Raw genomic sequence first — 25,836 nt, forward strand, 5'->3', positions numbered from 1 at the left:
TTCATCTTTATTATACGCCTTCTAACCTTTTTTAGCTGAGAAAAAGATGACAAATTTCTTATTTTATTAAAAATCAAAGGACACAAAAAAGCGGAAATGAAGCATCATTTTGACCGCATCAATAATACTCTTTCCGCTTTTTATTCTTATTTTTGATAATGACTGCCGAAACTGATAAAATCTGCTATTTCCTGCTTTTGCCCGTCATGAAGAGCCTTAACAATTTTGGAACCTACGATAACGCCGTCTGAAACCTTGTTAAAACGCTCAATATCAGCAAAACTGGAGACACCAAAACCTGTTAAGACAGGGATAGGAGAAAGACTGCTCAGCCGTTTTAAATGCTGATCCAAATCATCACGGTAGCTGCCTGTTTTACCAGTCACACCGTTGATGGCTACAGCATAGATAAAGCCTTGAGCATCTTCAATCAACTCTTTTTGACGATCCAAACCTGTTGTCAGGCTAACGAGGGGTACTAAAGCAATGTCTGTGTTTTTAAGATAAGGTTTGATAACATCTTCCTGTTCATGCGGTAAATCAGGGACAATCAAGCCTTTAACCGAGGTCTTTTTTAGATCTTCCACAAAGCGTTCAACACCGTATTGAAAAACAGGGTTGAAGTAAGTCATAACGACAAGCGGAACCTCAGTCTTCTTTTCTTGAAGCTGGCTGATAATGGCCGATAGTGACACTCCCTTGGTTAAGCTGCGCTGACCGGCCAGCTCAATGACAGGTCCGTCAGCTACAGGGTCGGACCAAGGGATACCGATTTCAATAGCTGATACTCCTTGCTCTTCCAGAAAAGCAATTGTCTCAAAAAGGCCGCCAAGACCTTTGGGGTGGTCGCCCGCCATGATATAAGGGATAAAAAGTCCCCTGCCTTTTTCTTTGATTGCTTGTAAATGTGCTGTTAATGTCTTTGTCATGAGTTCACTTTCCTTCCTGCTCAAAACGTTCTTTGACCTGCATAACATCTTTATCTCCGCGTCCGGAAAGACAGATAATGATGGATTTATCCGGACCCAGATCTTTGGCAACTTTTTGCGCCAATGCAATAGCATGGCTGGATTCAAGCGCCGGTATGATCCCTTCCAAACGAGACAGGAGCTTAAAAGCCTCCAACGCTTCATCATCGGTAATAGAATCATAGGTTGCCCGACCAATCTCGTTGAAGTAGGAATGTTCAGGACCTACACCTGGATAGTCAAGTCCGGCTGAAATGGAGAAAGCTTCCATAATCTGACCGTGTTCGTCCTGCAGAACATTCATAAGAGCACCGTGAAGAACTCCGGGACGCCCCTTGGCAAAGGTGGCTGCATGCTTGTCTGTATCAAGTCCAAGTCCGGAGGCTTCCGCTCCATACATAGCTACAGTTTCATCATTGACAAAAGGATAAAAGAGCCCGATCGCATTAGAGCCTCCGCCGATACAGGCCAAAACAGCATCCGGCAGCTGCCCGCCAGAAATATCAGCATACTGACGTTTAGCCTCCTTGCCAATAACCGACTGGAAATCGCGAACGATTTCCGGGAAAGGAGCCGGTCCGAGAGCTGAACCCATGACATAATGAGTATCATCAATGTTTGCCACCCAAGAACGAAGCGCAGCATTGACCGCATCTTTAAGGACGCGTGAGCCGTCCGTCACGGAATGAACCTTGGCTCCAAGTAATTCCATTCGAAAAACATTGAGTGCCTGACGTTTGACATCTTCTTCTCCCATGTAGATAGTGCATTCCATATCAAAGAGCGCAGCTGCCGTTGCAGTGGCAACACCGTGCTGACCTGCACCTGTTTCGGCAATAATTTTCTTCTTGCCCATGCGTTTAGCCAGCAGCACCTGACCGAGAGCATTGTTAATTTTATGGGCGCCGGTATGATTGAGATCTTCTCGTTTCAGATAAATTTTGGCGCCTCCGATATGGTCTGTTAAACGTTGGGCAAGATACAAGGGAGTTTCCCGGCCCACGTAATCTTTAAGAAGGGCCGATAGTTCTTTTTGAAAATCAGGATCAGCTTTGGCTTCACGGTAGGCTTCGTCCAATTCAATAACCGCTGTCATCAGGGTTTCAGGAATGAACTGGCCTCCAAAATTTCCATAAAATCCTTTTTCATTTGGCTGATTATAAGTCATTTTTTCACACTTTCTATAAATTTTATAATCTTTCGGCTGTCTTTTTGACCAGCTGTTTCAACGCCGGACGATACATCAACAGCATAGGGAGAAAAACGATGGATGCACTCCTTGACATTGCCGGCATTTAAACCGCCTGCAATAAAGAAGGGCTGTTTAATGTGCTTATCCCTGAGCAGCTGCCAATCAAAAGTCTCACCGCTCCCTGCCACGGGAGCATCAAAGAGCAGATACTTGGCCTTGCTTGATAAAACAGAGCCCTCTTTGGTTACTTGAACCGCTCGAATCATAGGCACTGAAACACTGCTTATCAATTCCTCGTCAAAGTCGCCATGCACCTGTACTAAGTCCAGCGGAACTGTTTTGATGGCTTCTTCCAGCTCCTTTAAACTCGGACTGACAAAAACACCGACTTTTTTGACTGTCTCCGGAATATCTCCCGCTAATTTGTTAGCTGTCTCAAAGCTGATCTGACGCTTGCTGGGAGCAAAGACAAAGCCGATGTAATCCGCACCGCTGCTGACTGCTGCAAGCACAGCGTCCCGACTGGATAAGCCGCAAATTTTAACTTTTGTCACTAGCCAGCTCCTCCATCTTATCCGCAATACTGTCTGTCTGCATCAAGGCCGTCCCGACAAGAATGGCATTGAAATAGGGCGCAAGCAGCTCACTGTCTTGCCGGCTGAAGATACCAGACTCTGAAACATAGACTCGGTCATCCCGAAAATGAGCTGACAATTCCAGACTTGTGTTGATATCAACCTCAAAGGTGACCAAATTACGGTTATTCACTCCGATAATCTGAGCACCGATTTTGTGGGCAATTTCTAATTCGGGCAGGTTATGCGTTTCAACCAACACTTCCAAACCTAAACCGGCCGCAAAATCATAGAGTTCCTTGAGGCGCTTCTCCGGCAAAGCCGCAACAATCAGCAAAATCACTGTCGCACCGGCATTGCGGCTGCGGACGATTTGTTTTTCATCAATGATAAAATCCTTGGCCAGCGTAGGAATAGATACCTTTTGCGAAATATCTCTTAAATAGTCAATATTACCTTTGAAAAAGACCTGATCTGTCAGGACAGAAATCATTGCGGCCCCAGCCGCTTCATAGGCTGCTGCCTGCTTGATAATATCCACATCAAGATTGATATCCCCCATGCTGGGGCTGGCCTTTTTGACTTCAGCAATAATCTGCAGCTGATGAGCGTGTTCCTTTAAAAAATCAAACAGCCGAGAAGTTTTACGAAGAGGCTTTAGCTCAGGCATCGTCAGTTTTGCCACTTCCTCCTTTTTTTGTTTTAAAATGGTTGGTAGAAATTCTTTAGTCAACTTGCGCCTCCTGTAATGCCTGCAGCTTAGCATAGGCTCGGCCTGATGCGATCACTTCCCGCGCCAGATTTATTCCTTCTGCCAGAGAATCTGCTTTGCCATTGGCAAAGAAACCAAGACCGGCATTAAGGATAGCTGTTTCGAGGTAGGGACTGGGTTCATTTTTTAAAACACTGATAAGGATTCGAGCATTTTCCTGAGCATTACCGCCCCTAATGTCATTCAGACGGACCTCAGGCAAGCCCAATTCCTTAAAACTAAAGCTCCCCTGCGAAATTTCTCCCTTATCCAACAAGGTATAGTGGTTCACTCCGTACAGCGCAGCTTCATCCATATTGTCAGGCCCCGTGATAATAACAGCGCGTCTGCGGCCGAGAAGTTTTAAAACCTGTGCAAGATCCTGCTGCAAATCAGCCTGATAGAGCCCCATGAGCTGCGTCTCCAGATTCATAGGATGGGTCAAAGGACCGATAAGATTCATAATGGTCGGAATCCCCAAGGCCTGTCTGGCAGGAGAGATATAGCGCATAGCCGGATGCATCTTCTGTGCGAAGAGAAAAGCGATGCCTGTCTCATCCAAAACCTGAGCCAGCTTTTCAGGCGGCAGATCAACACTGATTCCTAAGGCCTCCAGCACATCAGCAGAGCCTGATTTTGAAGAAATAGAGCGGTTGCCGTGTTTAGCAAGACGGATACCGCCCCCCGCAAGAATAAAGCTGCAGGTCGTTGAAATATTAAAACTAAAAGATCTGTCACCGCCCGTGCCGCAGTTATCCATGACATGCCTTGTCTGGCTGGGAATAAAAACAGCATTTTCCTTGATCGCCTTGACCAAGCCCAAAATTTCCTCGGGTGTTTCACCCTTGATTTTTAAAGCCATCAAAAATGCTGCAATCTGTGCTTCTGTCAGCTGGCCGTTTAAAATTTTTTCGGCAACGGCTGTCATCTGACTTTCTGATAAGTCAGTCTGAACAGCCAGTTTTTCAAAGATTTCTTTCATTGTATATCCCTTCTAAATGGTTTCTGCTATCTTGACAAAATTCTCAATCATCTTCAGACCTTGGGGTGTTCCGATAGATTCCGGATGATACTGCAAACCGTAGATGGGCAGTGTTTTGTGCTGAATAGCCATAATTTCAGCATCGTCAGCAGTTCTGGCAACAATCTCAAAATCACCGGGCAGCTCTTCTACCACGATCGAATGGTAGCGCATAATGTCAAGCCGACTTGGCAATCCATCAAAAATCGGACAAGGAGCTGTAAGAACCATCTGACTTTGCTTGCCGTGCATAACCTGATGAGCCAAGCCCAATCGGCCGCCAAAACTTTCAGCAATAGCCTGATGCCCTAAACAAATGCCTAAAATCGGTTTCTTTCCCGCAAAATCTTTAATCACATTTTCCATTTTACCGGCAGCGGCCGGCCAGCCGGGGCCCGGAGACAGGACTAGGGCATGCGCTTCATCAGCCATTTGATAAAGCTCTGCCGCATCATTTCTCAGGACTTTAACATAGGCAAACTGTCCTAAGTACTGGGCTAAGTTATAGGTGAAAGAGTCGTAATTATCAACCAGTAAAATCATAGAACTTCTCCTATTCTAGTCATGGCTTTAGCTTTGTTAATGGTCTCGTAGTATTCATTTTCAGGAATGCTGTCATATACAATTCCGGCACCGGCCTGAACATAGGCCTTATGATTTTTAACAATCATTGTCCGAATGGCAATGGCAAAATCCATATCGCCGGTTGCTGACAGATAGCCGATCGCACCGGCGTAAATACCGCGTTTTTCCTTTTCCAGCTCATAAATACGGTTCATAGCACGGATTTTTGGAGCGCCGGAAACGGTCCCTGCCGGAAGTGTTGATTTGAGAGCGTCCATGGCGCTTAATTCCGGCAGCAGCCGACCCTTAACCACACTGGTTAAATGCATGACATAGCGGAACAATTCAACATCCATATACTTGGTAACTGCAACCGTTCCAATTTCAGCGATTTTTCCAATATCATTGCGGCCAAGATCCACCAGCATCCGGTGTTCGGCAGTCTCTTTGACATCTGACTGCAAATCCTCTGCCAGCTCTTTGTCTTCCTCTTCATCTGCTCCCCGAGGACGTGTGCCTGCGATAGGATTGGTCGTGACCACCTTGTTTTTGACAGACACTAAACTCTCAGGGCTGGCACCGATAATCTGATAATCACCAAAATCATAGAAATAGAGGTAGTTGGAAGGGTTGGTCACGCGCAGATTGCGATAAAAATCAAAGGGCTTGCCCTTAAGATCGGCTGAAAAACGCTGGCTGAGCACACACTGGAACATATCCCCCTGGCGGATAAGCTGCTTGGCCTTAATCACCATATCCTTAAATGCACTTTCTTCCAAATGATTTTTAAAGGTCAGCGGGTGCAAATCACGTTCTGAAAACTCATTGTCAGACTGTGTTTGTAAATCAGCTAAAACCTTCTCAAGTGCTGACTGCTGAGCTTCCTCGCTTCTGCTGCTGTAAATATTATCTTCAACAATAACAACTTTTTCTTTTTTATGATCGAAAATCAAATAAGATTCATAAACAAAAAAGTGCATATCCGGCGTGCCTATACTGTCCTTGGGAATCTGACCGATATTCTCATAAAGACTGATCATATCATAGCCGACAAAGCCAATAGCTCCGCCATTAAAAGGCAAATCCTGAGATTCCTGTGACTTGACTGTCAGCCGGCTAAGGTAATCTAAAGGATCACCTTCAACAGCTCGGCCGTTTTCTGTCAGGCTGCCATTTTCAAACTTAACTTCAAACACAGGATTGTAAGCTACGATTGAAAAACGGGCATTCTCTTTTTCTCTGGGTATGGACTCAAGAATCGTCTTATGTTCTCCCCTAACCCTCATATAAGCCAAAATAGGGGTCAGAATATCCGCAGGAATAACTTTTTGCATAAAGAACCTCTTTCTAATCCTCTTTAAAAATCAAAACGATGGACTGCTGCTTCAACTTGCCGTGCTGAAGTGCTGTCTGATGCTGAACTGCCTGATTAATCGTATTGCCGTATGGCTGTGCTTGCAGCAATTATTTTCAGAACATCAAAAAACCTCACACAGAAAAATCTGTGCGAGGGCGTTAAATCTAGCTAACACGGTGCCACCTCAATTAACGGGACAGATAGTCTTTCCCCGTCATCTCAACCTCCTCCAACAAGGAGCTGCACGATAAGGAGTGCCAACCTGAAGACTATGTTTTATCTCCACCCATTAGAATTGTAATAAAAAAACCTCACACAGAAAAAACATCTGTGTGAGGGCATTATACCAATAACGCGGTGCCACCTCAGTTGACAGAAAATCTACAACCTTTCTGCCATCTCTGTCTCCTCTAACAAGGAGTTGCACGATAAGGAGTGCTCACCTGAAAACTATTGCTTATTTCCAATTCTAAACAATCAGCCCACTTCCCAAAACTCTGCTGCTTGTTCACAACCGCCACAAGCTCCCTGAAAACATAAAATTCTGGTACTTTTCTGATTTGTTTACGATTATACACTTTCTAAAAAGCAAATGCAAGCCCTATTATAAGCTTTTTTGCCAAATTTCCAAAAAAATCAGAATTTTTATATTTAAGCTTTTTTAAAATCCTAATGCTTTGATAGATGAAATTGTATTTCCCTTCAAAATATGCTATAGTAAAGCTACTTTCATTTAAATTGTTAAGGAGATTTTCCACTATGTCTAAAACCAGAGCTGAATTAAAAACGGAGGCTAAACAGCGCCTCCAAGGTAATTGGGCCTATGCTATCGGCCTGTACGCCCTGCCAAGTCTCACTGTCTCAGCCATTGTCTGGGTTTGTGCACTGATAGTTGTCGTGCTTGCTGGGTCACTAGCGGTAGCTATCAGTGAAGAAGCTGCCATCTTAACAGCAACCCCCTTGTTGATACTTATCGGCCTTGCCCTCTTTGTTTGTACACTGATCGTTACGGTTGGCATTACTTTGGGATTTTTAGACTTTTTCAGAGGAAAAAAACCAACCTATACCCAAGCCAGTACTTATCTTTTAAGAGAAGGACGCTTTGGAAAATTTTTCTGGACCGATCTGGTCATGGTGGCTTTTATCTATTTATGGTCATTTCTCTTTATCATTCCGGGAATCATTAAAAGCTTAAGCTATGTGATGACCAATTACATTATTAAAGATAAACTGGAAAAAGGCGAATCATTGACTCTCACTCAGGCTATCACTGAAAGTCGGCAGTTGATGAACGGTCATAAATGGGAATACTTTGTCCTTCAGTTAAGTTTTCTTGGCTGGGCCATCTTGGCCAATTTAACACTTGGTATTGGTTATCTGTGGTTAATTCCTTATATAGAGACAACAACTGCTGCTTATTACCAAAATTTAAAAGAAAATTCCGCTTCAGCACCGCTCGCCAATAATACAAGTCAAACTGCTGCTGTATCGGCTTAGCCTTTCAAAAACAGTATATATTCACCACAAGGAAGTCCGGCGGCTTCCTTGTTTTTGTTTGCAAAGGCAACCCTTTTAAAAAGCCTGCAGTCTTTAAAAATGGTATAATGTAAGCGACAACAATAGTCCCTTAAGAAAGGAGTTCACCAATGAAAATCATCAATGCTGTATTTTTTATCAAAGCTGACAAAAGAGAAGACTTTTTAGCAGACATCGCTCCTTTGATCGAATCGTCGCGTGCAGAAGCCGGAAACCACGGCTACCAGCTTTATGAGGCTGTGGACCTGCCCAACCAATTTGTCATGGTTGAAGAATGGGAAGACCAAGCTGCCATTGACCAGCACAATACCAATCCGCACTTTCTTCATTTAATGGATCATTTAAAAGATTACAGTACAGCCGACCCTATTATTAAGGTGGCAGACCAGTAAGAATATCAAAAAAGAGAAGATCTCAATCGTCAGTTTAGAAAAACGATTTTGTCCTTCTCTTTTTTAAATGAATCTTTACGATTGATCTTCCACATAAGTGTGAAGCGGATAAGTCGGATATGCAAGTAAACGCGCTTTTTCCGATGTGACATAGCCGGCAGGAGCATCAAGGACGCTTGGGATACGGTTGACGATGGTTGCGCAGGTTAAAACAACAGTGTCAGGCTTAGCAACTGAAAACGTAAGATTAGGGTCTCCGCTTATTTCCCAGTCACACATATCGCCATCATCTGGACCATAGACCTTGCCAATGCATTCGACTTCCAATTCAATGCCTTGGTGGGTCCTTATTTTAGTTACAGCTGACATGCCTGTCACCTGTCCAGCCGGAATGGTGCGCCCCAAGGTTTCAGAATAAACGTCTTCCTTCAAAACATAAGGAACACTCTTTTGCCCAATAGACTGAATGGTCCAATTCATCTTAGAACAGATAGCTTCTGCAGCATTCCACATATAAGAAGGTAAACTTTCTGCGGAAGCAATTTCTCGCTCAAAACGCTCTACATCATAACCGGCACCATGAGCTTCAGCAAGAGCTAGACCATAATCTTCGACATTATAGCTGACAGCTCCTTTTACCTTTTTAATTTGGTTCATTCCCGCCATGGCTAAACAAGGCATATTAATCCAATAAATATCCTGCATGCCTGATCCCATAATGGTCACACCGTATTCTTTGGCTAGCTTATCCAAACGGTTGGTTTCAGACGGAGAAGTCGTCCAGGGATAGATGGCTTCTTCACAGGTAGAGATGACATTGACGCCATTTTTAATAGCTTTTTCATAAAATGCGTACATTTCCGGCATGTAAGAAAAGATGGTGACAATGGCAATATCAGCATCACAATCTTGGAAAACCTGATTGGCATTATCAGAAATAACGACACCTGTCTTGCAACCCAAATTAGCAAAATCACCAATGTCCTGTCCTACTGCTGCCGGATTTGTGTCAATGGCTCCAACAATTTCAACACCGTGATCCAAGAGATTTTTGAGAATAACCTTGGACATCTTACCACAGCCGTATTGGATTGCCCGAATTTTTGTATTTCGCATGTGTCCGTCCTCCTTTTATTGTTATTTTTTTCACAACTATATTATAATATCTATAGTAACTATAGAGTCAAGGAGAAAAGTCATGAATCTCATTTTAAAAATTGGAGATTTCTCCCGTATCAATAATATCTCAATTCAGACCCTGCGCTATTACGATAAAATCGGACTTCTAAGCCCTTATTATACTGACAGCGAGACCGGCTACCGCTACTATCACATCAATCAGTCACAGATGGTAGATGAGATTCAGTATCTGCGCCAGCTTGATTTTTCCTTAGAAGAAATAAGAGCTATCCTGTCCACTCAGGAAAATCTGACGGAAATCAATCATTTTATTGATGAGCACCGGCAGCATCTTCTCTCCGAAAAGCACCGCTTGGAAGAACGTCTAAAAGAGATGGATACCTACCAAACCGGTGCACAGATTTACGATTATAAACGGCATTGCCACGATCTAGAAATTCTCACCCTGCCGGCCAGACGAATGATTGTCTACCAAACACAGCAGAATATTTATCAGATGACTGATGAAGATTATGAATTTCATCTGCGGGAATTTAAATTAGCTTTGAAAAAAAGTAAACTGTCCTATTCAATCTTTTCCCGTGTTGGCTCAATCATCACTCAGGAAAACTTCAAACACAGAAACTGGCTTTCCCATCAAATGTTCATGTTCTCAAATGATGAAGCCGCTAACTTTTCAGTAAAGACCTATCCTTCTAGTCTTTATGCCTTGACCTACTGTACTTCTTTTCAAGAAGAAATTGAAAAACTGGATCTCTTTTACCAAATGATTAGCAACAGAGGATATGATATTACAGGCGATTATATCTGCGAGGTTATCCACGAACATCCACGTCTCAATCAAAATAAGAGAGACATGTTTATCAGAATGCAAGTCGCCATCAGGCGGGCAGAAAGGACAAGCAGCCTCTGATCTTAGTTTTTTGTCACTTATATAAAAACCAAAAAAGCGCACGGAGACCGCAATAATATTACTTCCGTACGCTTTTTTTACTATACTGCCTGCCAAGCAAGTCTGCCCTAGTCCATCATACCTGCCTGCAGCTGATACATTTTATGATAAGTGCCTTCTTTAGCCAATAGCTCATCATGAGTTCCGGACTCAATAATCCTGCCCTTATCAAGAACATAAATACAATCGGCATCCTGAATCGTTGACAGCCGATGGGCAATGGCAATCGTGGTACGCCCTTGGCGCATTTTGGCTAATGAATTCTGAACAATTTGTTCCGTTTCTGAATCAATATTAGCGGTTGCTTCATCAAGAATCAAAATCTTGGGCGCACTGGCAACTGTTCTGGCAAAAGCCAGAAGCTGCCGCTGTCCGGTTGAAAAGCTGGAGCCGCGTTCACTGACAGGCTCGTCATATTTCTGAGGCAGTTTTTGGATAAACTGATCTGCATCAACAAACTGAGCAGCCTCTTTAATGGCTTCATCACTCAAATCCTGATACATCTTAATATTGGATTTTATAGTCCCATGGTAAAGAAAGGGTTCCTGCAAGACTAGACCGACATTTTTTCGCAGTTCTTCCTGACTGTATTTTCTGATATCCGTTCCGTCAATAGTGACCTGACCCTTTTGAAATTCGTAGAAACGCATGAAAACGTTGATGATAGATGATTTTCCCGAACCGGTCGAGCCGACAAAGGCAATCGTTTGACCTTGACCAACCTTAAATGAAATGCGGTCTAAAATTTGATTTTCTCCGTCATAAGAAAAAGAAACATCTTTAAATTCAATATTTCCGGCAGTAATTTCAGCATCACTGTCATCTTGATCGGGTTCATAGCCTTGTTCATCAATCAGATCAAAAACACGGCCTGCCGAAATCATAGAGGTTTGTAAGGTTGAAAAATTCTGCGTGACCTCAATCAAGGGATCAAAAAGGCGGTTAATGTACTGGATAAAAGCATACATCATTCCGGCTGAAATGCCGATTGCCTGCCAATTAAAGCCGAAATAAGCCATCAGTAAGGCATAGGCCAGCAATTTCAAAAGAGACATGGCCGGACGCAGAAACAGGCTGTCCAAAGCCATTGAGCGATTGGCATAATGAAAATGCTCTTCGTTGATGGCTTCGAATTCCGCTTTTAAGCGCTCTTCCTGACCGAAAGCTTGGATAATACTAATCCCTTCAATGCTTTCAGACAGATTGGTATTGATATCACTCAGCAAACTGCGGGTCTTAGCAATGACGCTGACGGATTTTTTGCGATAGAGATTGACCAAAATAAAAATAAAAGGAAGAAAGAACATGACAAGAAAGGTCAGACGATAATTGAGCATCAGCATAGTGTAGAGGGTCACACTAAAAATAAAGATGGCAGAAATAAAGCTGGATAAAATGCCTGAAAACATTTCACTGATACTTTCTGTATCATTGGTCAGCCGCGATACAATGGAGCCTGCCGGCGTCTTGTCAAAATAAGACATACCAAGCTTTTCCATGTTGGCAAAGGCATCTTTACGAATATCGCGCACAACACTGAAAGAAACACGGGCAAAAAGCAAATTTCCCAAATACTGTAAAATAGTCTGCAAGACATAAAGCAGGTAGTAGCCCACTAACAAAAAAGCGGCAGCCTGATTGAAGTTTGTCAGAAAATGGTCAATAAAATAAGAGGCAACCAAGGGCACAAGACTTTTAATCACCGTCGTTGAAAGAAGAAAGAATAAGGCAAAAAAAGTCAGCCATTTATAGGGTTTCAAATAAGACATCAAGCGCAGAAAAACGCGGCCTTGGTGTTCGTTATTCCTCATCACTGTCTCCTTTCATTTCTAATTGCTGGGCTTCATAAGTTCTTGCATACCAGCCGCCTGACTGGATAAGGTCGTCATGGCGACCGCGCTCAATTATGCGGCCGTCCTGCATTACTAGGATAAGATCCGCATGCACGACCGCACTCAGCCGGTGGGCTGTTATGAGGGTTGTTTTATCCCGGCGGGTCTCTTTGAGGTTATCAATAATCGCATGTTCAGTCTTAGCATCAACCGCCGACAAAGAATCATCCAAAATAAGAATATCCGGATTTAAAATCATGGCACGGCTCATAGCAATACGCTGTTTTTGACCGCCTGATAAGGAAACCCCCTTTTCACCGATAAGGGTGTCAAAGCCTTGAGGCATGGCTGCAATATCATCATAAACCTGAGACAGCTTAGTGGCTTCTTCAACCGCTGCCATACTCAGCTGAGGATTGCCAAAGCGAATATTTTCTAAAATAGACATGGCAAAGAGAACCTGATCCTGCGGCACATAACCGATGAGACTGCGCAAGTCTGCCAGACGGTAGTCCCGAATATCGTGACCATTGAGATAGATAGCGCCTTGATTGACATCATATTCACGCAAAAGGAGCTTAAGCAGGCTGGTTTTGCCGGAACCGGTCTGCCCGACAATTCCCAAAGTCTGTCCTTTTTCCAAGGTGAAATGGATGTTGCTGAGCGTCTCTTCATTATCGTAGGTGAAGTGCTCAATGGCATATTCCAAGCGGCCATTTTCAATACCAGGCAGAGGATTTTCAGGGTCTTTAATATCAGATGTCTGCGATAAAAGGCTCATGATACGCTCATAAGAAACAGCTCCGCGCTGCACAATATTAAAGAGAAAACCTATTGCCATTAAAGGCCAGACCAGCATATCCAAATAAGTCACAAAAGTCACCAGACTGCCGACCGTTACTTGGTTGTTTTTAACAAAAAAGGCACCGACCAAAAGCGTTAGCGTATAAGAAGCCCCTACAAACAAGAGCACCAAAGGATCAAACATGCTGTCATATTTCATGGTTGTCATGTTTTTAGCAAAGGTCATCTCGTTTGTTTCCTGAAAAGCAGCTAATTCATCTGCCTGATAGCCGAATGACTTGGTGACCTTGATGCCTGAGACACTTTCCTGAACCTTATTATTAAGCTCTGAGAAGGCTGCCTGCGAATGCTTGAAGCTCTCGTGCGTCCTGCGTCCCAGACGGCTGGTTGCAAAAGCCATCAAAGGCAGAGGAATTACCGCAATCAAGGTCATCTGCCAGGAAATACTGAAAAACATGGTCATCAAGGTAACCAGAGCTGTGATGGAGGCATCAACAGCCGACATGACACCGCCCCCTGCTAAACGTGTCAGGGAGTTGATATCATTGGTCGCATGAGCCATCAAATCACCTGTCCGGTATTTTTGATAAAAAGAAGGAGACATTTTCGTGAAATGCTCAAAGAGACGGGAACGCATGATCTGTCCCAAACGATAAGAAGTCCCCAAAATATAAATGCGCCAGACATAACGCAGCCCATACATGGCAAAGGCGGACAGCAGCAGATAAAAAAGATCCCACAAAAGCGTTTCTCTTGTCAGACTTTTACGGGTAATATGGTCAATCACATGCCCCATGACCTTAGGCGGAATCAGATTGAGAACACTGACCAAGCTGAGGGCCAGTATCCCAATCAAATAGCGGCGCTTTTCCAGTTTAAAAAACCACCATAAATTTTTAATAACAGACATCTTTGCCTTTCTTTTAATCATCATAAGAAAAATCCCCCAGAATGAGGGAAAATCACATTACTATTATAAACCTTGGAGTTTACTCTAAGTCAAACAATCTGACTGCTAACTGGCTTTTTGATTTTTCTTTGCAATGTTTGATAAGAATAAAAAGCTAGAATGCCGCCCAAGGTATTTGTCCACAGATCGTCAATTTCAAAAACGCGGTTGACATTGAAAAACCAATCCAAAAGAAGCTGGCTTATTTCAATAAAGAGGCTGACACTAAAACTGAGCATCGCAGTCCTTTTTAAACTGCGAACATTTTTGTTCAGCAAAAGTAAGCATAAAATAAGGGGATACAGCAGCAAAACATTGCTGAAGTTTTGCCCTATGACCCAAAAGAGCTGCCATAAGCTCTTTATCTTTCCCAGACTGACGAGTGAATTAAAGGAAGTCAAAAGAAGAACAAGGCGGCCGTAGTGCTGAATCCCCGGTGTTTTAACCTGACTAAAAGGCTGCGGCAGAAAGCACATAGCACAGACAGCAAGTGCATAGAAACAAAGTACACATCTGACTGCACTTTTTCCCCAAGGTGTCAGTTCGCCGTTTTTCTCCCAAAATCGTGACATTACTGAGCAGCCTCAGCGATAGCTTTTTGGCGGTCGCGCTTCATTGTATTGGAACGCAGCTGACCGCAGGCTGCATCGATATCAGTTCCATGCTCCTGCCGGACAACACAGTTAACGCTGTTTTTCTTAAGCACGTCATAAAAGGCATCTACGCGCTCCTTAGGACTGCGGCTGTATTGATCGTGCTCGGTCACAGGGTTGTAAGGAATGAGATTGACATAAGACAGCTTGCGGATTTTCTTGGTTAAATCGGCCAGCTCTTGTGCATTTTCAGGAGTATCATTGACACCGTTAAGCATGATATACTCAAAAGTCACGCGGCGGTTGGTCGTTTCAATATAGTATTCAATAGCCGCAAACAGTTTTTCTAATGGGAAAGAACGGTTGATCCGCATGATGCTGGAGCGCAGCTCATTGTTGGGTGCATGGAGCGACACTGCCAGATTGACCTGAACGCCTTCATTGGCAAATTCTCTGATTTTATGAGCCAAACCTGATGTTGATACCGTGATATGGCGGGCACCGATTGCAAGGCCCTTGTCATCGTTGATGGTCCGTAAGAATTTAATAACATTATCGTAATTGTCAAAAGGTTCACCGATTCCCATGACCACAACGTGGCTGACACGCTCGCCCTGACCGCGTTCGTCAAAATATTTCTGAACCAGCATAATTTGAGCAGTGATTTCTCCGTTATTGAGATCACGCTGTTTTTTGATTAAGCCGCTGGCGCAGAAGGTACAGCCAATATTGCAGCCAACCTGTGTCGTAACACAGACCGACAGCCCGTAGTGCTGGCGCATAAGGACTGTTTCAATCAGCATGCCGTCAGGCAGTTCAAAGAGATATTTGACCGTTCCGTCAGCAGATTCCTGAACAATGCGCTGTTTAAGCGGATTCAGGCAGAAGTTTTCATTTAAAATGGCAATAAAATCCTTGGAAATATTGGTCATTTCTTCAAAAGACTGAACACGCTTGCGGTAGAGCCAATCCCAAATTTGCGCAGCTCGAAATTTCTTTTCACCGTGTTCTGCTGCCCAGTCAATCAATTCATCACGGGTCAGCCCGTAAATAGATGGTTTCATAATTATTATCAAGAACCTGACAAAATTCAGTCAGTTGTTAAAAATTGCTGACTGTCTTACTATTAAAAGTTTTTGCGGCAGCCAAGTACCTGTCCGGTTCTTATCCTTTCTATCTTTCCTTTTTTCTGATGACAAAATTTTTCTTTGCCTCATGAATTTCCCGCAAGGCAGCACGCTCTTGTGTTTTTTCTTGGCGAAGTCTGTCGGGATTCGTCCTAGTATTTTTGTTAAAGCGTTTTTTCCGGCGATTATCGCGGCGCCTGCGTCTTTGCGAATTATCTTCTTCAGCTTTGATTTCCCTAGGGTTTGGATTTTCCAAAACAAAATAGGCACAGCCAAAATTACAATATTCTTTGAGATAGTCATCTAAATAACCGATATAAGGATGTTTATGTTTGGCTTTAGGCGCTTCCTTATAAAATCCCTTGAGCCGCAGCTGCTCATTGCCCCAATCACCGACAATATAATCATATTTCAGCAGAATCTCTGAAAAACGCTGACTGAACACTGTCGCATTAAAAGCATTTTTAACATTCTCTAAAATTAATAAATCTATCTCATCACTCTTAACATGATTGTCAAAAGTTATAAACTGAGGCCCAGGAAATTTGTTGTAATTATACATTTCCGGGGAGATATCTTTTCTCATAGGTCTCCTCTCAGATATTTTTCTACTGTCTGTCTCAGCAAATCAGGAAACAGCAGCCGGCCCTTGCGTGAATTAATGCTGCTGAAGTAGGGAGCAAAATAGTACTGATCAACTAAAACAAGACTTAATTTATCTTTTTTACTGGTAACCTTATTATTATACACTATTTTTCCATTTTTGTAAGTAAAACCACCCGTCACAACCTTGCCAAACTGACGGCCGCGAAAGCCCATACCGCGAATCTGCTGATTAGCCAGCAGGTCAGCCTGAGAAAAAATATCCCGGCAGATTTCTAAAAGCTCTGCTCTGCTTATTTGAAAGGTTACTAAACGCATTTGATGCGGAAGGGAGAGATGAAGACTGGCTTTAGTCACTGTCGGCCAAAAAGGCTCAACAACTAAGCCCGTATTAATGATGGCGATATCGGCAGCAGCCGACTGAACCATAGCTTCCATGACCATCTCCGCACATTCTTCAAGGGTTGGTTTGCGCGAAAGCCGGCAGACCAGACTTTGTTCAAGCAGGCTCTGTCCCTTGTTCCATAAATCTGCTGTAAAAGCAGCATCATCTTTTTGAGCATCCAGATCACTAAGCGGCAGAGCCTCAATGCTGATATCTGTTAAAACATGATTATCAAAATCAAGGTCTATCTGACCAACATGGTCTCCGTAGCGTCCTGCTGCCGCCAAGTAGGTGCCGTTGACCGCCTCTCCTTCTTCAAACACATGATGGGTATGAGCACCGATAATCAGATCAATTTCAGGTATTTCACGCGCTATTTGCTCATCCAAACGAATGCCCAGATGGCTCAGTAAAATCCGAAAGTCTGCTGCCTGCACCTCCGGCACTTTTAAATCCCGCTTGAGACAGGACACAGCATCATGAACCTGCCAGCCGTTTGGCTGATAGGTTTTGTAATAAGGGAAAGTGTAAGCCAAAAAAGCGATTTTCGTTTTCGCCTTGGTTTCATAAATCACATAAGGATGAGCCCAGCTTGGACGCCCGTGCCTGTCAGTAAGATTGCCCAAGATGACTCGAAAATCAGCCTTGCTGTAAAGCTGATTCATCTCAGATTTGGCTAAGCCGATGCCTTCATTATTGCCAATCGTCGCAAAGTCTATTTTCAAATCATTCATCAATGCCACATTGGCAGCTCCGGCTGTCGCATCTGTCAAAGGATGGCTCTTGTCAACATTATCACCAAGGTCGCATCTTAATACTTCCTTATCTGTTTGTGACTGCTCATCAAAAAAACGCTTGATCTTGGGATAAGCCTCGAAATGCGAATGTAAATCATTGATATGCAGAATTCGAATACTTTCTTTCATGCTTCTATTTTAACACTTTCACAGCAGATATAAAAAGATAAGTCCTGTTAAACGGACTGGCGCTTTCATCAAATAAAAAGCCTGCTCAGACAGCAGACTTTCAATCAGTTCAAAAAAGCATTTGTGCCAGCAGCAAAAAGCTTCGGCTCTATACCTTATCCCGGTTTTAATCATGTTTTCGTAAATACTCAACAGCATCTCCCACGTTTTTAACAGGGACAATTTTCATTTTGGTGCCCAATTTTTTGGCAGCCTGTTTAGCCTCTTGATAATTGGTAAGAGCCTTGGGATTTTCTTTTACAGCAGCTTTGTCAAGAGGATTGTCAGGAACAAAGAAAATATCGGCATCAATCTTATCTGCCGCTGCAACCTTCAGGCCTGCTCCGCCAATATCTCCGACCTTGCCATCTTCCTCAATCGTTCCTGTTCCCGCAATAATGCGGCCCTTGCGGAGGTCCTCGTCGATAAGCTGATCATAGATATCCAAAGTGAACATCAGACCGGCACTTGGCCCGCCGACGCCGTCGGTACTGAATTTAATCTTATCATCAGAGGCCACTTTAGTATGGTCAACCAGACCGATGCCAATACCATTTTTGCCATTTGATAATTTGACAATCTTGCCTTTAGCCGTTTTTTTCTTATTTTCAGAGGTATACTGAACACTGACTTTGCTGCCCAACTTTTGACCGGAGACGTATTTGATCAGTTCTTTGGAGCTGGAGAAAGTCCGGCCGTTGACACCGGTGACGGTATCGGCAATGTTCAAAATTCCCTTAAAGGTCGAATTTTTACTGACATTAAGAACATAGACCCCCATATAATCAAGACTGGCTTTTTTATCAGCTAAATTGAGGGCTTCATAAATAGCGCCATTTTGCGAGGTTTCCATATAAAACTGGTTAATCCGCATGTAGTCTGCATCGCTGACGCCGCCGGTCGTTTCCTGAGCACTGGTAATTTCTGTAAAAGGTGTCAGCCAAGCATAAACAACTTGAAACACGGTTGCCCTGCTCACCCCGACTGCCACAAAATTGTAGGAGCCTTTTTCTTTGTCTTCTTGATCATTAACAGTCAAAACCGTACGGATATCATAAGCCCCGCCCGGCATCTCCATGTAGTAGGGTAGAGGAATAAAAAAGCAGCCTAAAAGTAAAAGAGCACCCAAGCAGCTAATCAGCCACCATTTATATTTTTTGATTGTTTTCAAACGTCTTCTCCACTTCTTTAACAACACTTATTGGCACGTATTTTTGAATATCTGACTTAAAATAAATCAGCTCACGCACGTGTGTTGAGTTAATATACTTCATGTCCAATTTGCTCAGCAGGTAAACCGTCTCTAGCTCCGGTGCCAATTCCCGATTAAAAAAATCCAGTCGAGCTTCGTGCTCTAAATCTTCAGCGCCGCGCAGGCCGCGAACCAAGTGAGTTGCTTTCAGATCTCTGGCGACGTCAACAGCCAGAGAATCACGCGCCCTTATCACGCAGACATTTTCCAAACCAGACAAGGCCTCTTCCAGCATTTTCTGGCGGCTGTCTATATCAAACAGCCCTGCCTTATCCTTGTTATAAAAAATGCCGACATAGAGCTTGTCAAAAAGTTTGCTGGCACGCTCAATAATATCCACATGCCCATTTGTCACAGGATCAAATGATCCCGCAAAAAGTCCAATTTTATCTGACATAAACCGTCACCTTTGATATCCCATAAATTTTTTGTTTCCAAATGCCCAGCTCTGCAATTTCCTCAGGCAAATTAACGGTCTTGTCCGTTTCACAGACCACCATGACATCGTCTGACAAAAGCTTACGCCGGCAAAGCGCTTCAACAGTCTTGACAATTTCTTCTTGGGCGTAGGGAGGATCCAAAAAAACCAGATCGAATTTTCCGCTCACACGCTCCAAAGCACGCGCAGCTTCCATTTTCAAAAGCTGAAACCGGCTCTCTTCCTTGGTCATTTTTATATTGGCCTGAACAATGGCCTGAGCCTTGCGGTTTCTCTCCACCAAGACAGCAGTGTCCATTCCCCGTGAAACAGCTTCAATTGCAAGACCTCCGCTGCCGGCAAAAAGATCCAAAACACGGCCGCCGCTAAAGTAGGGGCCAATCATATTAAAAACAGCTCCCCTCACCTTGTCTGAGGTCGGACGGGTTGTCTTTCCTTCCAAAGTCTTTAATGGCCGCCCGCCATAACTACCAGAAACAATTCTCATGTGTTTCATTATATCAAAAAAGGGTAAAATTTTCGCCTGCTGACATTGCTGCCTTAAATTCCCAGATATTTTTTACCTGATAACACAGCACAAGGCCGGAACAAGTTTATTCCGGCCTTGTACTTAATAGTGCTGACCGCTGTGGCCAGCTGAAATGTCGATTGTCAGTCCTTAAAAAGTAAGTCATGTCAAAACCTTATTCTTGAGAAAGCTTGACTAATTTGGCAATCAGGGGCTGATAATTGACTTTGGTAAAATCTGTGACATCTATTTCATATAGAGTGCCCAGTGAAAAGTCATTATACTTTCTGTCTTCAATAATCTTTTGGAAGCCTTCCTTGGTGATTAAATCATCTGCCAAGTGCCGGTCAGAAAGCGTATCGCCATGATGAAAATGTGTCATGACAAAGCTCAAATGCCTGTCCTCTGCCAAATCCCGTGCCAGCCGCCGCTGCCAAAGGACATCAAAATCTGCTGTTAAGCGGATAGTAATAACCAGATAACCATGTTTTTGGGATAACCGGTCTAATTGATCTCTTTGTTTAAAGGAAAAAGGGTATTCGGTGGCTACAAATTGTCTGCCCACAGCCATGTAAAGGTCCAAGGCTTGATAATAATACTGCCAAACCTGTTTTTCCAAAGCAGCTTTTTCCTGAGCATTATCAAAGCCTCTGCTCTCTGCCATATCTTCTTTAAATTCATCAGGAGACACGGTGTAAAGACGGGGCAGGGCAGATTTGATTAAACCTAGCAGATAGCTCTTGCCCGTTGCCGGCGGACCTGCTAATAAAATAAGATACTTTTTCATCGCTCTATTCCACATGCAAAGGAGACTGCAGGTTCATAAATAAAGTCATTTTATGTTTGACAATTTCCTTAACTTTTTGATTGGCAGGAATGACATTGTAACGCAGGGACTTATTAACAGCAGTTTGTCCAAAAGCTGTCTTAGCTTCCTGCGTCCAGTTAACCAGCAGTTCTGTTCCAACATTGAACTTGCGGATACCATTATTGATCAGCTGAGGATAGTCCTCTTCTTTGACCCCCGTGCCGCCATGAATCACCAAAGGAGTTGATAGGGCTTGATGGATTTCTTTGAGCAAAGGAATCTTAACATCTGTTTTGGATTTAAACTGTCCGTGATTGGTACCGATAGCAACTGCCAAAGCATCCACCTGTGTTTCCTTGACAAAGGTAACAGCATCTTCCGGCCGTGTATAAATTTTATCATCTTCCGAGACAGAAATGCCCTCTTCCGTACCGCCAATGGTCCCCAGTTCTCCTTCAACAGCAACACCTCTGGCATGAGCGTATTCAGCAACCAGCTTAGTTTTTAAGATATTTTCTTTAAAGGGCAGATTGGAACCGTCAAACATGATGCTGGAGTAACCGGCCGAGATAGCATCTTTGATGGCATCAAAGTCTCTGGCATGGTCCAGATGCAGCGCCGCATCGATCATATAGTGCTCAGCCAGTTCCTTTACCACTGCAACAATAACTGAGTAACCGATATATTTGGCTGTATCAACACTGGTCTGAATGATGATAGGAGCTCCCACTTCCTTAGCGGCACGCATCATATCCGGCAACATTTCCAGATTGTGCATGTTAAAGGCACCGACAGTCATATTTAATTTTTCTGCGGTATCAGTTAAGTCTTTTAACGTCTTATACATTTGTTCGCTTCTCCTTTATCTTCTCAATCCTTGGACAGGGTTAATTTTTTAGCAATATTTCGCATCTCGTCCATCTTAGCCATATAGTAGTCGATCGCTTCATTGTCTTTATTGCGAGCAGCCTGAGCCCGTTTAGCATTGTAGAGGCTCATGAGCTTCTTATAACCTTCTCCCATGGATAATTTGGCTTCCAAACTTTTCTCTAGCTGAGCAATCGCTTCATCGCTGTCATCCAGCTCAGCATACCATAAGCCTATCTTTTCATAAGACACAGCTTTTTCCTGATCTGATTGCTGCTGTGCCAGCAGAGTTTCTTCTGCTTTTATTTTCTCTAAGAGAGCAGCTTTTTCTGCCTCTGACAATTGCGGCTCTTCACGTTCGGCAGCGGGCTTTTTCTCTTTATCTGTTTTTTTCTTAAACCATTGAAACACACGATCATCTCCTTTATCAGATTCCTATTGCTTTAAATATCGGACTGAACAGCCAAGCGTAGAGCAGAGCAACCACAACGGTATCAACATCGGTTGCCGTAGCATTGACAAATCCCAGCTGATTAAAGGCCGTTACCAAGAGAGCCGGCAGCAAGGTGATAAAGAAACCATGGGCAATACCGCCGATAATGGCTCCGCGGCGGCCGCCGACAGCATTGCCGAAGATACCGGCAGTACCTCCCGCAAAGAAGTTGGTCAGCATGCCCGGCAAAATCATAGCTAAGCCCAGCATAGGCAGGATAAGCATGGCTACGATTGTACCAATGGTTGTCGTGATGAAGCCGAGAATAACCGCATTGGGCGAATAAGGAAAGAGAACAGGACAATCCAGAGCCGGAATAGCATCCGGAACCAGTTTCATAGCAATACCGCGGAAAGCTGGAACGATTTCAGCTAAGAGCAAGCGTACACCGGCTAGAAGGATATAGACACCGACCACAAATTGAATAGCCTGCATAAAGGCAAACATAATATAATTTTGCGTGCCTGTATCAACAGCTTTAGGCCCTGCAAAGATAGCTGTGATGATAAATAAAGGTACCATAACAACCATTACAGACAAGTAAGTATCCTGCAGAAAGTCAAAGGCTTTGGGCAGTTCAATATCTTCGATCGATTTCTTTTTATCACCTTTTTCACCGAATATTTTAGCGACACCGGCTTCAAAAAGGTAGCCGATAGTACAAAAATGTCCCAGAGCAATATCATTTGAACCTGTAACTTTGCGGATAATGGGCTGAGCAATGGCCGGCATAGCTACCGCAAAGGCACCGCCGACTATCCCGCCGACAACGATCAGCAAGAATCCTCTGAGCCCTGCAAAATAACCAAACACAGTCGTCATGGTCGCCATCCACAAAATAGCCTGTCCCGTCAGAAAGATGTATTTCCATCTGGTAATACGGGCAAAAATAATATTGAAAATAAAGATGGCTAAGAAAGTCAGAGCAATATCGCTGCCAAGACCAAGGTCATTCATGGCCTGACCATTGATAGCCTCAATAGAGGGAACAATCCCTTGGGTATGAAAACCGCTCTTAAAGATTTTCCCAAAATAAGTCAGGCTCGTTACGATAACACTGGAACCCGCACTTAAGACCTGAAAGCCAAGCAGGGTTTTAAGAGTTCCGGAGATCACCTGACCGGCTGATTTTTTCTGCAGAATCAAGCCCAGCATCGCAATTAGGGCAATGGTAACAGCAGCCTGTGTCAGAATGTTGTTAATAATAAAATTGATAACGCTCATTGTCATCCTCCTTTTTTAAATCAGTTCACGTTCCCTTAAAATCGGAATGAGTTTTTCTTCAATTTCCTGACTGGAAACAATATTTTTTAAATAGATAATGGCTGTTTTGGATGTGTCAATGTCAAAATTGGCAAACTGTTTCTGGAAATTCTGAGCGGTAATAATGACGTCCGGCTGAACAGAAGCAGCGGTCGAAATATCCACATGATCCAGCTTCGCATCAATATGGTGCTTGGTTAGGACATCCTCAGCTGCCATCTGTGCTGCAAAACTGCTGCCTAAACCGGCCCCGCAGACAAATAAAATAGTAATTGGTTTTCCCATCATGATTCCTCCTTTGAATGGAATAAAATAGTTTTAACAGACTGAACATCTCTTGCCTGACAGAGCTGCTCAACCTTATTGGTTGCCCGGATAAGATTAACGAGACTTTTCATGATATTTAAGTGTGAAAAAGCGTCCACCGCCGACAGGCAAAAGATGACCTGAACCTGCTTATCAGCTTCTTTTCCGAATGCGACGGGTTTTTCAAAAATAGCTAAGCTCAGCCCAAGCTGCTTGGCTCCGTCTTCCGGTCTGGCGTGAGCTAAGGCCAAGTGCGGACCGATAATGATGTAGGGACCGTATTTCTCGACACTTTCAATCATCGCTTCACTGTAGTGCTTATTGACAATGCCTTCCTTGTACAAAGGGGCAGAAACAAACTTAATGGCATCGCGCCAGCTGTAGTTTTTATCGGTAATTAAGATATGCTCATCCTTTAAAATATCCTCAATCATTGGTTGGACCTCCCTCTTATTAATCCTCAGACAATTTTTTGTGAAAACAGCTTCAATAGCAGCATATAAGTCTTTATCAACTTCAGCCTTACTGCTGTTTTCCAGAAGCTGCAGAATTTCCAGAAAAACTTTGGTGTAATCCTCTTTTTTCTGAGTCACTCTTCTGGCCTGCTGATTAGCCTTTAAAAAATGATTGATACGCATCTTGGTATCTTCCTGAATAATGGAATCAAGAACCAAGACCGGTTTATTTTGATAATCAATATTGACCGTTGAAAATACCAAATCGACATCCAGCTTATCAATAATACTTATTTCTCTGGAATTAAGAATGGCAAATACTTCGATATTGAAAAATTCCTTGAGATTTTCAGCCAAAAGTTTGCCCGTAGCTGTTCCGTGATTACAGACCACAACTGCCCGGTACCAATATTTATTGCCCTGATTGATCTCGCTTAGGGTGGTTGAAAAATAAATCGTTAAAAAAGCAATCTCATCATCAATAATTTTTCGGCCCAGCATTTTTTCCAGCTGACAGGCAAATTTGGCCACAGCCTTATAAATACTGCCGTAACTTTGCTTGATCCTTTCTGTCAGCGGATTTGTCAGCTGGATATTATTTTTTACCCTGGCAATCATGCTGACGATATGATGATAGAGCCCTTGCTGCAAAACACTGTCTTTCCTGTTAAAGGGAATCTTAGTTTCCTGCTCCACAAAGTTAATGAGCTGAATGGTCAATATCTGCAGCTGAATCCAATTAATAGGACTGTCATTCTTTTTGATATTAAAGGACTGCAAAATTGAGTGGATATACTGCATCTCTAAAGCTGACGGTTCTATTTGGAATTCCTGACAGACTGCCTCTAAATAATTGTTAATGGCAGCTGTTTTCGCAACAGCCTCTTTGGGAAGATCGTCTTGAGCAAGTTTTGTTCCCCGCTTGACCCTTAAAAGCCAGATACAGGTAAAAAGGATAAAATGCGTTCGGTGAATATCATCGTCAACTGTCAAAATGGTACGGTCAAAAATCTCATTGACCTTTAAGATGATTTCACCGAGAATGTAACGGCTGATAATTCGGCTTTTGTGAGAGCTGAAAGCCGTTCCCATTTTAGTCATTTCCGGACTGAGCAGACTGTAGAGCATGATGCGAACCGCAGCCTCGCTCCCTTCTAACAGGAGCCCTGCCTTGGGATGGCTGATGATATCAAGATGGTAAAAAGCCAGCTCCTGTCTGATCTGCCGCATATCCTCATCAATGGTTGACTTAGAGACCCCGTAAAACGTTTCCTTACGATGCAGGAAAATTTTGTCATCTCCCAAAGCCAAATCCAAAATTAAATCTAAAAGCCGCTCCTTTCTCTCCAGATAATCTGTCTTATCCTCATTTGACAGCTCACTTTTAAGAATTTGTCCCTCCTCATCGCTTAGGGATAAAAAGAACCCCTGCGAACGAATGCTTTGAATAACCGGTAAGTGAATTGATGCTAAGAAATCATTAATGGTTAAAATATCATTTCTGATAGTTCTGGAACTAACCTTAAATTCTTTTTGCAAACTATCTGTGCGAACAGGCAAAGTCGATACTAAAATACGATTTAAAATACTAACAGAACGTTCTTTCATCAATTTCTTACTCCTTTCTTACTTATTAGTATAAAGTGAAAAACAGCTAATTGGTAGTAGATATTTTTGCCATTTCTTACGGAAAAAAACTAAGCTTTTGACTAAATTGTCAGTCTGGGATCACGCTGCTA

26 protein-coding genes and 1 other annotated feature are annotated in these 25,836 nt (G+C 43.2%); of the genes, 3 read left to right on the forward strand and 23 right to left on the reverse strand.

All coding sequences use genetic code 11. From position 1 onward, the window contains the following. Positions 1-146 precede the first annotated feature (146 nt). Genes trpA through trpE form a run of 7 tightly spaced genes read right to left on the reverse strand, consistent with a single transcriptional unit; the run spans position 147 to position 6,405 of the window. On the reverse strand, positions 147-929 hold the full coding sequence (gene trpA, locus G573_RS0105450; RefSeq protein ID WP_027975765.1) for a tryptophan synthase subunit alpha: 783 nt from the start codon (positions 927-929) through the stop codon (positions 147-149). Positions 930-933: 4 nt separating this feature from the next. After that, positions 934-2,136, reverse strand: coding sequence for a tryptophan synthase subunit beta (gene trpB / locus G573_RS0105455; protein ID WP_027975766.1), 1,203 nt, complete (start codon positions 2,134-2,136; stop codon positions 934-936). Next, positions 2,133-2,714: a phosphoribosylanthranilate isomerase gene (locus G573_RS0105460; RefSeq protein ID WP_027975767.1), complete on the reverse strand. Its 582-nt coding sequence runs from the start codon at positions 2,712-2,714 to the stop codon at positions 2,133-2,135. Before G573_RS0105460 ends, trpB begins: the two co-directional genes overlap by 4 nt. Further along, positions 2,701-3,468, reverse strand: a complete 768-nt coding sequence (trpC, locus tag G573_RS0105465; protein WP_027975768.1) for an indole-3-glycerol phosphate synthase TrpC — start codon at positions 3,466-3,468, stop codon at positions 2,701-2,703. The genes G573_RS0105460 and trpC overlap by 14 nt, the downstream gene beginning before the upstream one ends. Next, on the reverse strand, positions 3,461-4,468 hold the full coding sequence (gene trpD / locus G573_RS0105470) for an anthranilate phosphoribosyltransferase (protein ID WP_027975769.1): 1,008 nt from the start codon (positions 4,466-4,468) through the stop codon (positions 3,461-3,463). Before trpD ends, trpC begins: the two co-directional genes overlap by 8 nt. 12 nt (positions 4,469-4,480) lie before the next feature. Then, positions 4,481-5,050, reverse strand: coding sequence for an aminodeoxychorismate/anthranilate synthase component II (locus tag G573_RS0105475; RefSeq protein ID WP_027975770.1), 570 nt, complete (start codon positions 5,048-5,050; stop codon positions 4,481-4,483). Continuing rightward, entirely contained in the window at positions 5,047-6,405 is a 1,359-nt protein-coding gene (gene trpE, locus G573_RS0105480) for an anthranilate synthase component I (protein ID WP_027975771.1), read from the reverse strand. The genes G573_RS0105475 and trpE overlap by 4 nt, the downstream gene beginning before the upstream one ends. 354 nt (positions 6,406-6,759) lie before the next feature. Then, positions 6,760-6,995, reverse strand: a binding site (T-box leader). 192 nt (positions 6,996-7,187) lie between these two features. On the opposite strand from trpE, the gene G573_RS0105485 reads away from it, so the two are divergent. Next, the gene (locus G573_RS0105485) at positions 7,188-7,925 is read left to right on the forward strand and encodes a DUF975 family protein (RefSeq protein ID WP_027975772.1); all 738 of its coding nucleotides are present in this window, start codon (positions 7,188-7,190) and stop codon (positions 7,923-7,925) included. Positions 7,926-8,074: 149 nt separating this feature from the next. Continuing rightward, positions 8,075-8,356: a putative quinol monooxygenase gene (locus G573_RS0105490; protein WP_027975773.1), complete on the forward strand. Its 282-nt coding sequence runs from the start codon at positions 8,075-8,077 to the stop codon at positions 8,354-8,356. Between the two features lie 75 nt (positions 8,357-8,431). Here G573_RS0105490 and G573_RS0105495 read toward each other — a convergent pair whose 3' ends face one another. Further along, the gene (locus G573_RS0105495) at positions 8,432-9,472 is read right to left on the reverse strand and encodes an NAD(P)H-dependent amine dehydrogenase family protein (RefSeq protein WP_027975774.1); all 1,041 of its coding nucleotides are present in this window, start codon (positions 9,470-9,472) and stop codon (positions 8,432-8,434) included. A gap of 82 nt (positions 9,473-9,554) precedes the next feature. Between G573_RS0105495 and G573_RS0105500 the strand changes: the two genes are divergently transcribed. Then, positions 9,555-10,409: a MerR family transcriptional regulator gene (locus tag G573_RS0105500; RefSeq protein WP_027975775.1), complete on the forward strand. Its 855-nt coding sequence runs from the start codon at positions 9,555-9,557 to the stop codon at positions 10,407-10,409. A gap of 107 nt (positions 10,410-10,516) precedes the next feature. Here the strand turns inward: G573_RS0105500 and G573_RS0105505 are convergent, their stop codons facing one another. The 15 genes from G573_RS0105505 to G573_RS0105580 form a co-directional block, all read right to left on the reverse strand. Further along, the gene (locus G573_RS0105505; RefSeq protein WP_027975776.1) at positions 10,517-12,259 is read right to left on the reverse strand and encodes an ABC transporter ATP-binding protein; all 1,743 of its coding nucleotides are present in this window, start codon (positions 12,257-12,259) and stop codon (positions 10,517-10,519) included. Beyond that, a complete protein-coding gene (locus tag G573_RS0105510) occupies positions 12,249-13,994 on the reverse strand; it encodes an ABC transporter ATP-binding protein (RefSeq protein ID WP_037586789.1) in 1,746 nt (581 codons plus the stop codon). The genes G573_RS0105505 and G573_RS0105510 overlap by 11 nt, the downstream gene beginning before the upstream one ends. An 89-nt stretch (positions 13,995-14,083) precedes the next feature. Next, positions 14,084-14,605, reverse strand: coding sequence for a VanZ family protein (locus tag G573_RS0105515; protein ID WP_027975778.1), 522 nt, complete (start codon positions 14,603-14,605; stop codon positions 14,084-14,086). Continuing rightward, positions 14,605-15,690 (reverse strand): dual-specificity RNA methyltransferase RlmN, encoded by a 1,086-nt coding sequence (gene rlmN / locus G573_RS0105520; protein WP_027975779.1) that lies wholly within the window; start codon positions 15,688-15,690, stop codon positions 14,605-14,607. Before rlmN ends, G573_RS0105515 begins: the two co-directional genes overlap by 1 nt. A gap of 109 nt (positions 15,691-15,799) precedes the next feature. Next, positions 15,800-16,339, reverse strand: a complete 540-nt coding sequence (locus G573_RS0105525; RefSeq protein WP_027975780.1) for a YutD family protein — start codon at positions 16,337-16,339, stop codon at positions 15,800-15,802. After that, on the reverse strand, positions 16,336-17,667 hold the full coding sequence (locus G573_RS0105530; protein WP_027975781.1) for a bifunctional metallophosphatase/5'-nucleotidase: 1,332 nt from the start codon (positions 17,665-17,667) through the stop codon (positions 16,336-16,338). Before G573_RS0105530 ends, G573_RS0105525 begins: the two co-directional genes overlap by 4 nt. Before the next feature lie 166 nt (positions 17,668-17,833). Then, positions 17,834-18,877, reverse strand: coding sequence for a SepM family pheromone-processing serine protease (locus G573_RS0105540; protein WP_027975782.1), 1,044 nt, complete (start codon positions 18,875-18,877; stop codon positions 17,834-17,836). Continuing rightward, a complete protein-coding gene (coaD, locus tag G573_RS0105545) occupies positions 18,855-19,355 on the reverse strand; it encodes a pantetheine-phosphate adenylyltransferase (RefSeq protein WP_027975783.1) in 501 nt (166 codons plus the stop codon). The genes G573_RS0105540 and coaD overlap by 23 nt, the downstream gene beginning before the upstream one ends. Beyond that, positions 19,345-19,884: a 16S rRNA (guanine(966)-N(2))-methyltransferase RsmD gene (gene rsmD, locus G573_RS0105550; protein WP_027975784.1), complete on the reverse strand. Its 540-nt coding sequence runs from the start codon at positions 19,882-19,884 to the stop codon at positions 19,345-19,347. The genes coaD and rsmD overlap by 11 nt, the downstream gene beginning before the upstream one ends. Before the next feature lie 196 nt (positions 19,885-20,080). After that, a complete protein-coding gene (locus G573_RS0105555; protein WP_027975785.1) occupies positions 20,081-20,692 on the reverse strand; it encodes an AAA family ATPase in 612 nt (203 codons plus the stop codon). 4 nt (positions 20,693-20,696) lie between these two features. Next, positions 20,697-21,560, reverse strand: coding sequence for a class II fructose-bisphosphate aldolase (locus G573_RS0105560; RefSeq protein WP_027975786.1), 864 nt, complete (start codon positions 21,558-21,560; stop codon positions 20,697-20,699). Positions 21,561-21,583: 23 nt separating this feature from the next. Further along, positions 21,584-21,991, reverse strand: a complete 408-nt coding sequence (locus G573_RS0105565; protein ID WP_027975787.1) for a hypothetical protein — start codon at positions 21,989-21,991, stop codon at positions 21,584-21,586. A 16-nt stretch (positions 21,992-22,007) separates the two neighbouring features. Beyond that, positions 22,008-23,297, reverse strand: a complete 1,290-nt coding sequence (locus G573_RS0105570; protein WP_027975788.1) for a PTS sugar transporter subunit IIC — start codon at positions 23,295-23,297, stop codon at positions 22,008-22,010. 15 nt (positions 23,298-23,312) lie between these two features. After that, complete coding sequence (locus G573_RS0105575) at positions 23,313-23,621, reverse strand: PTS sugar transporter subunit IIB (protein ID WP_027975789.1); 309 nt, start codon at positions 23,619-23,621, stop codon at positions 23,313-23,315. After that, the gene (locus G573_RS0105580) at positions 23,621-25,705 is read right to left on the reverse strand and encodes a BglG family transcription antiterminator (protein ID WP_027975790.1); all 2,085 of its coding nucleotides are present in this window, start codon (positions 25,703-25,705) and stop codon (positions 23,621-23,623) included. The genes G573_RS0105575 and G573_RS0105580 overlap by 1 nt, the downstream gene beginning before the upstream one ends. Positions 25,706-25,836: the final 131 nt, after the last annotated feature.

Origin of the sequence: Streptococcus devriesei DSM 19639 (assembly GCF_000423725.1) — a bacterium.
In the GTDB taxonomy this organism is placed as follows: Bacteria; Bacillota; Bacilli; order Lactobacillales; family Streptococcaceae; genus Streptococcus; species Streptococcus devriesei.

What these genes read in the sequence shown, in the direction of transcription:
- trpA (WP_027975765.1), bottom strand. Translation starts at nt 929, where the DNA reads ATGACAAAGACATTAACAGCACATTTACAAGCAATCAAAGAAAAAGGC.
- trpB (WP_027975766.1), bottom strand. Translation starts at nt 2,136, where the DNA reads ATGACTTATAATCAGCCAAATGAAAAAGGATTTTATGGAAATTTTGGA.
- trpD (WP_027975769.1), bottom strand. Translation starts at nt 4,468, where the DNA reads ATGAAAGAAATCTTTGAAAAACTGGCTGTTCAGACTGACTTATCAGAA.
- G573_RS0105475 (WP_027975770.1), bottom strand. Translation starts at nt 5,050, where the DNA reads ATGATTTTACTGGTTGATAATTACGACTCTTTCACCTATAACTTAGCC.
- trpE (WP_027975771.1), bottom strand. Translation starts at nt 6,405, where the DNA reads ATGCAAAAAGTTATTCCTGCGGATATTCTGACCCCTATTTTGGCTTAT.
- G573_RS0105485 (WP_027975772.1), top strand. Translation starts at nt 7,188, where the DNA reads ATGTCTAAAACCAGAGCTGAATTAAAAACGGAGGCTAAACAGCGCCTC.
- G573_RS0105490 (WP_027975773.1), top strand. Translation starts at nt 8,075, where the DNA reads ATGAAAATCATCAATGCTGTATTTTTTATCAAAGCTGACAAAAGAGAA.
- G573_RS0105495 (WP_027975774.1), bottom strand. Translation starts at nt 9,472, where the DNA reads ATGCGAAATACAAAAATTCGGGCAATCCAATACGGCTGTGGTAAGATG.
- G573_RS0105500 (WP_027975775.1), top strand. Translation starts at nt 9,555, where the DNA reads ATGAATCTCATTTTAAAAATTGGAGATTTCTCCCGTATCAATAATATC.
- G573_RS0105505 (WP_027975776.1), bottom strand. Translation starts at nt 12,259, where the DNA reads ATGAGGAATAACGAACACCAAGGCCGCGTTTTTCTGCGCTTGATGTCT.
- G573_RS0105510 (WP_037586789.1), bottom strand. Translation starts at nt 13,994, where the DNA reads ATGTCTGTTATTAAAAATTTATGGTGGTTTTTTAAACTGGAAAAGCGC.
- G573_RS0105515 (WP_027975778.1), bottom strand. Translation starts at nt 14,605, where the DNA reads ATGTCACGATTTTGGGAGAAAAACGGCGAACTGACACCTTGGGGAAAA.
- rlmN (WP_027975779.1), bottom strand. Translation starts at nt 15,690, where the DNA reads ATGAAACCATCTATTTACGGGCTGACCCGTGATGAATTGATTGACTGG.
- G573_RS0105525 (WP_027975780.1), bottom strand. Translation starts at nt 16,339, where the DNA reads ATGAGAAAAGATATCTCCCCGGAAATGTATAATTACAACAAATTTCCT.
- G573_RS0105530 (WP_027975781.1), bottom strand. Translation starts at nt 17,667, where the DNA reads ATGAAAGAAAGTATTCGAATTCTGCATATCAATGATTTACATTCGCAT.
- coaD (WP_027975783.1), bottom strand. Translation starts at nt 19,355, where the DNA reads ATGTCAGATAAAATTGGACTTTTTGCGGGATCATTTGATCCTGTGACA.
- rsmD (WP_027975784.1), bottom strand. Translation starts at nt 19,884, where the DNA reads ATGAGAATTGTTTCTGGTAGTTATGGCGGGCGGCCATTAAAGACTTTG.
- G573_RS0105555 (WP_027975785.1), bottom strand. Translation starts at nt 20,692, where the DNA reads ATGAAAAAGTATCTTATTTTATTAGCAGGTCCGCCGGCAACGGGCAAG.
- G573_RS0105560 (WP_027975786.1), bottom strand. Translation starts at nt 21,560, where the DNA reads ATGTATAAGACGTTAAAAGACTTAACTGATACCGCAGAAAAATTAAAT.
- G573_RS0105570 (WP_027975788.1), bottom strand. Translation starts at nt 23,297, where the DNA reads ATGAGCGTTATCAATTTTATTATTAACAACATTCTGACACAGGCTGCT.
- G573_RS0105575 (WP_027975789.1), bottom strand. Translation starts at nt 23,621, where the DNA reads ATGGGAAAACCAATTACTATTTTATTTGTCTGCGGGGCCGGTTTAGGC.
- G573_RS0105580 (WP_027975790.1), bottom strand. Translation starts at nt 25,705, where the DNA reads ATGAAAGAACGTTCTGTTAGTATTTTAAATCGTATTTTAGTATCGACT.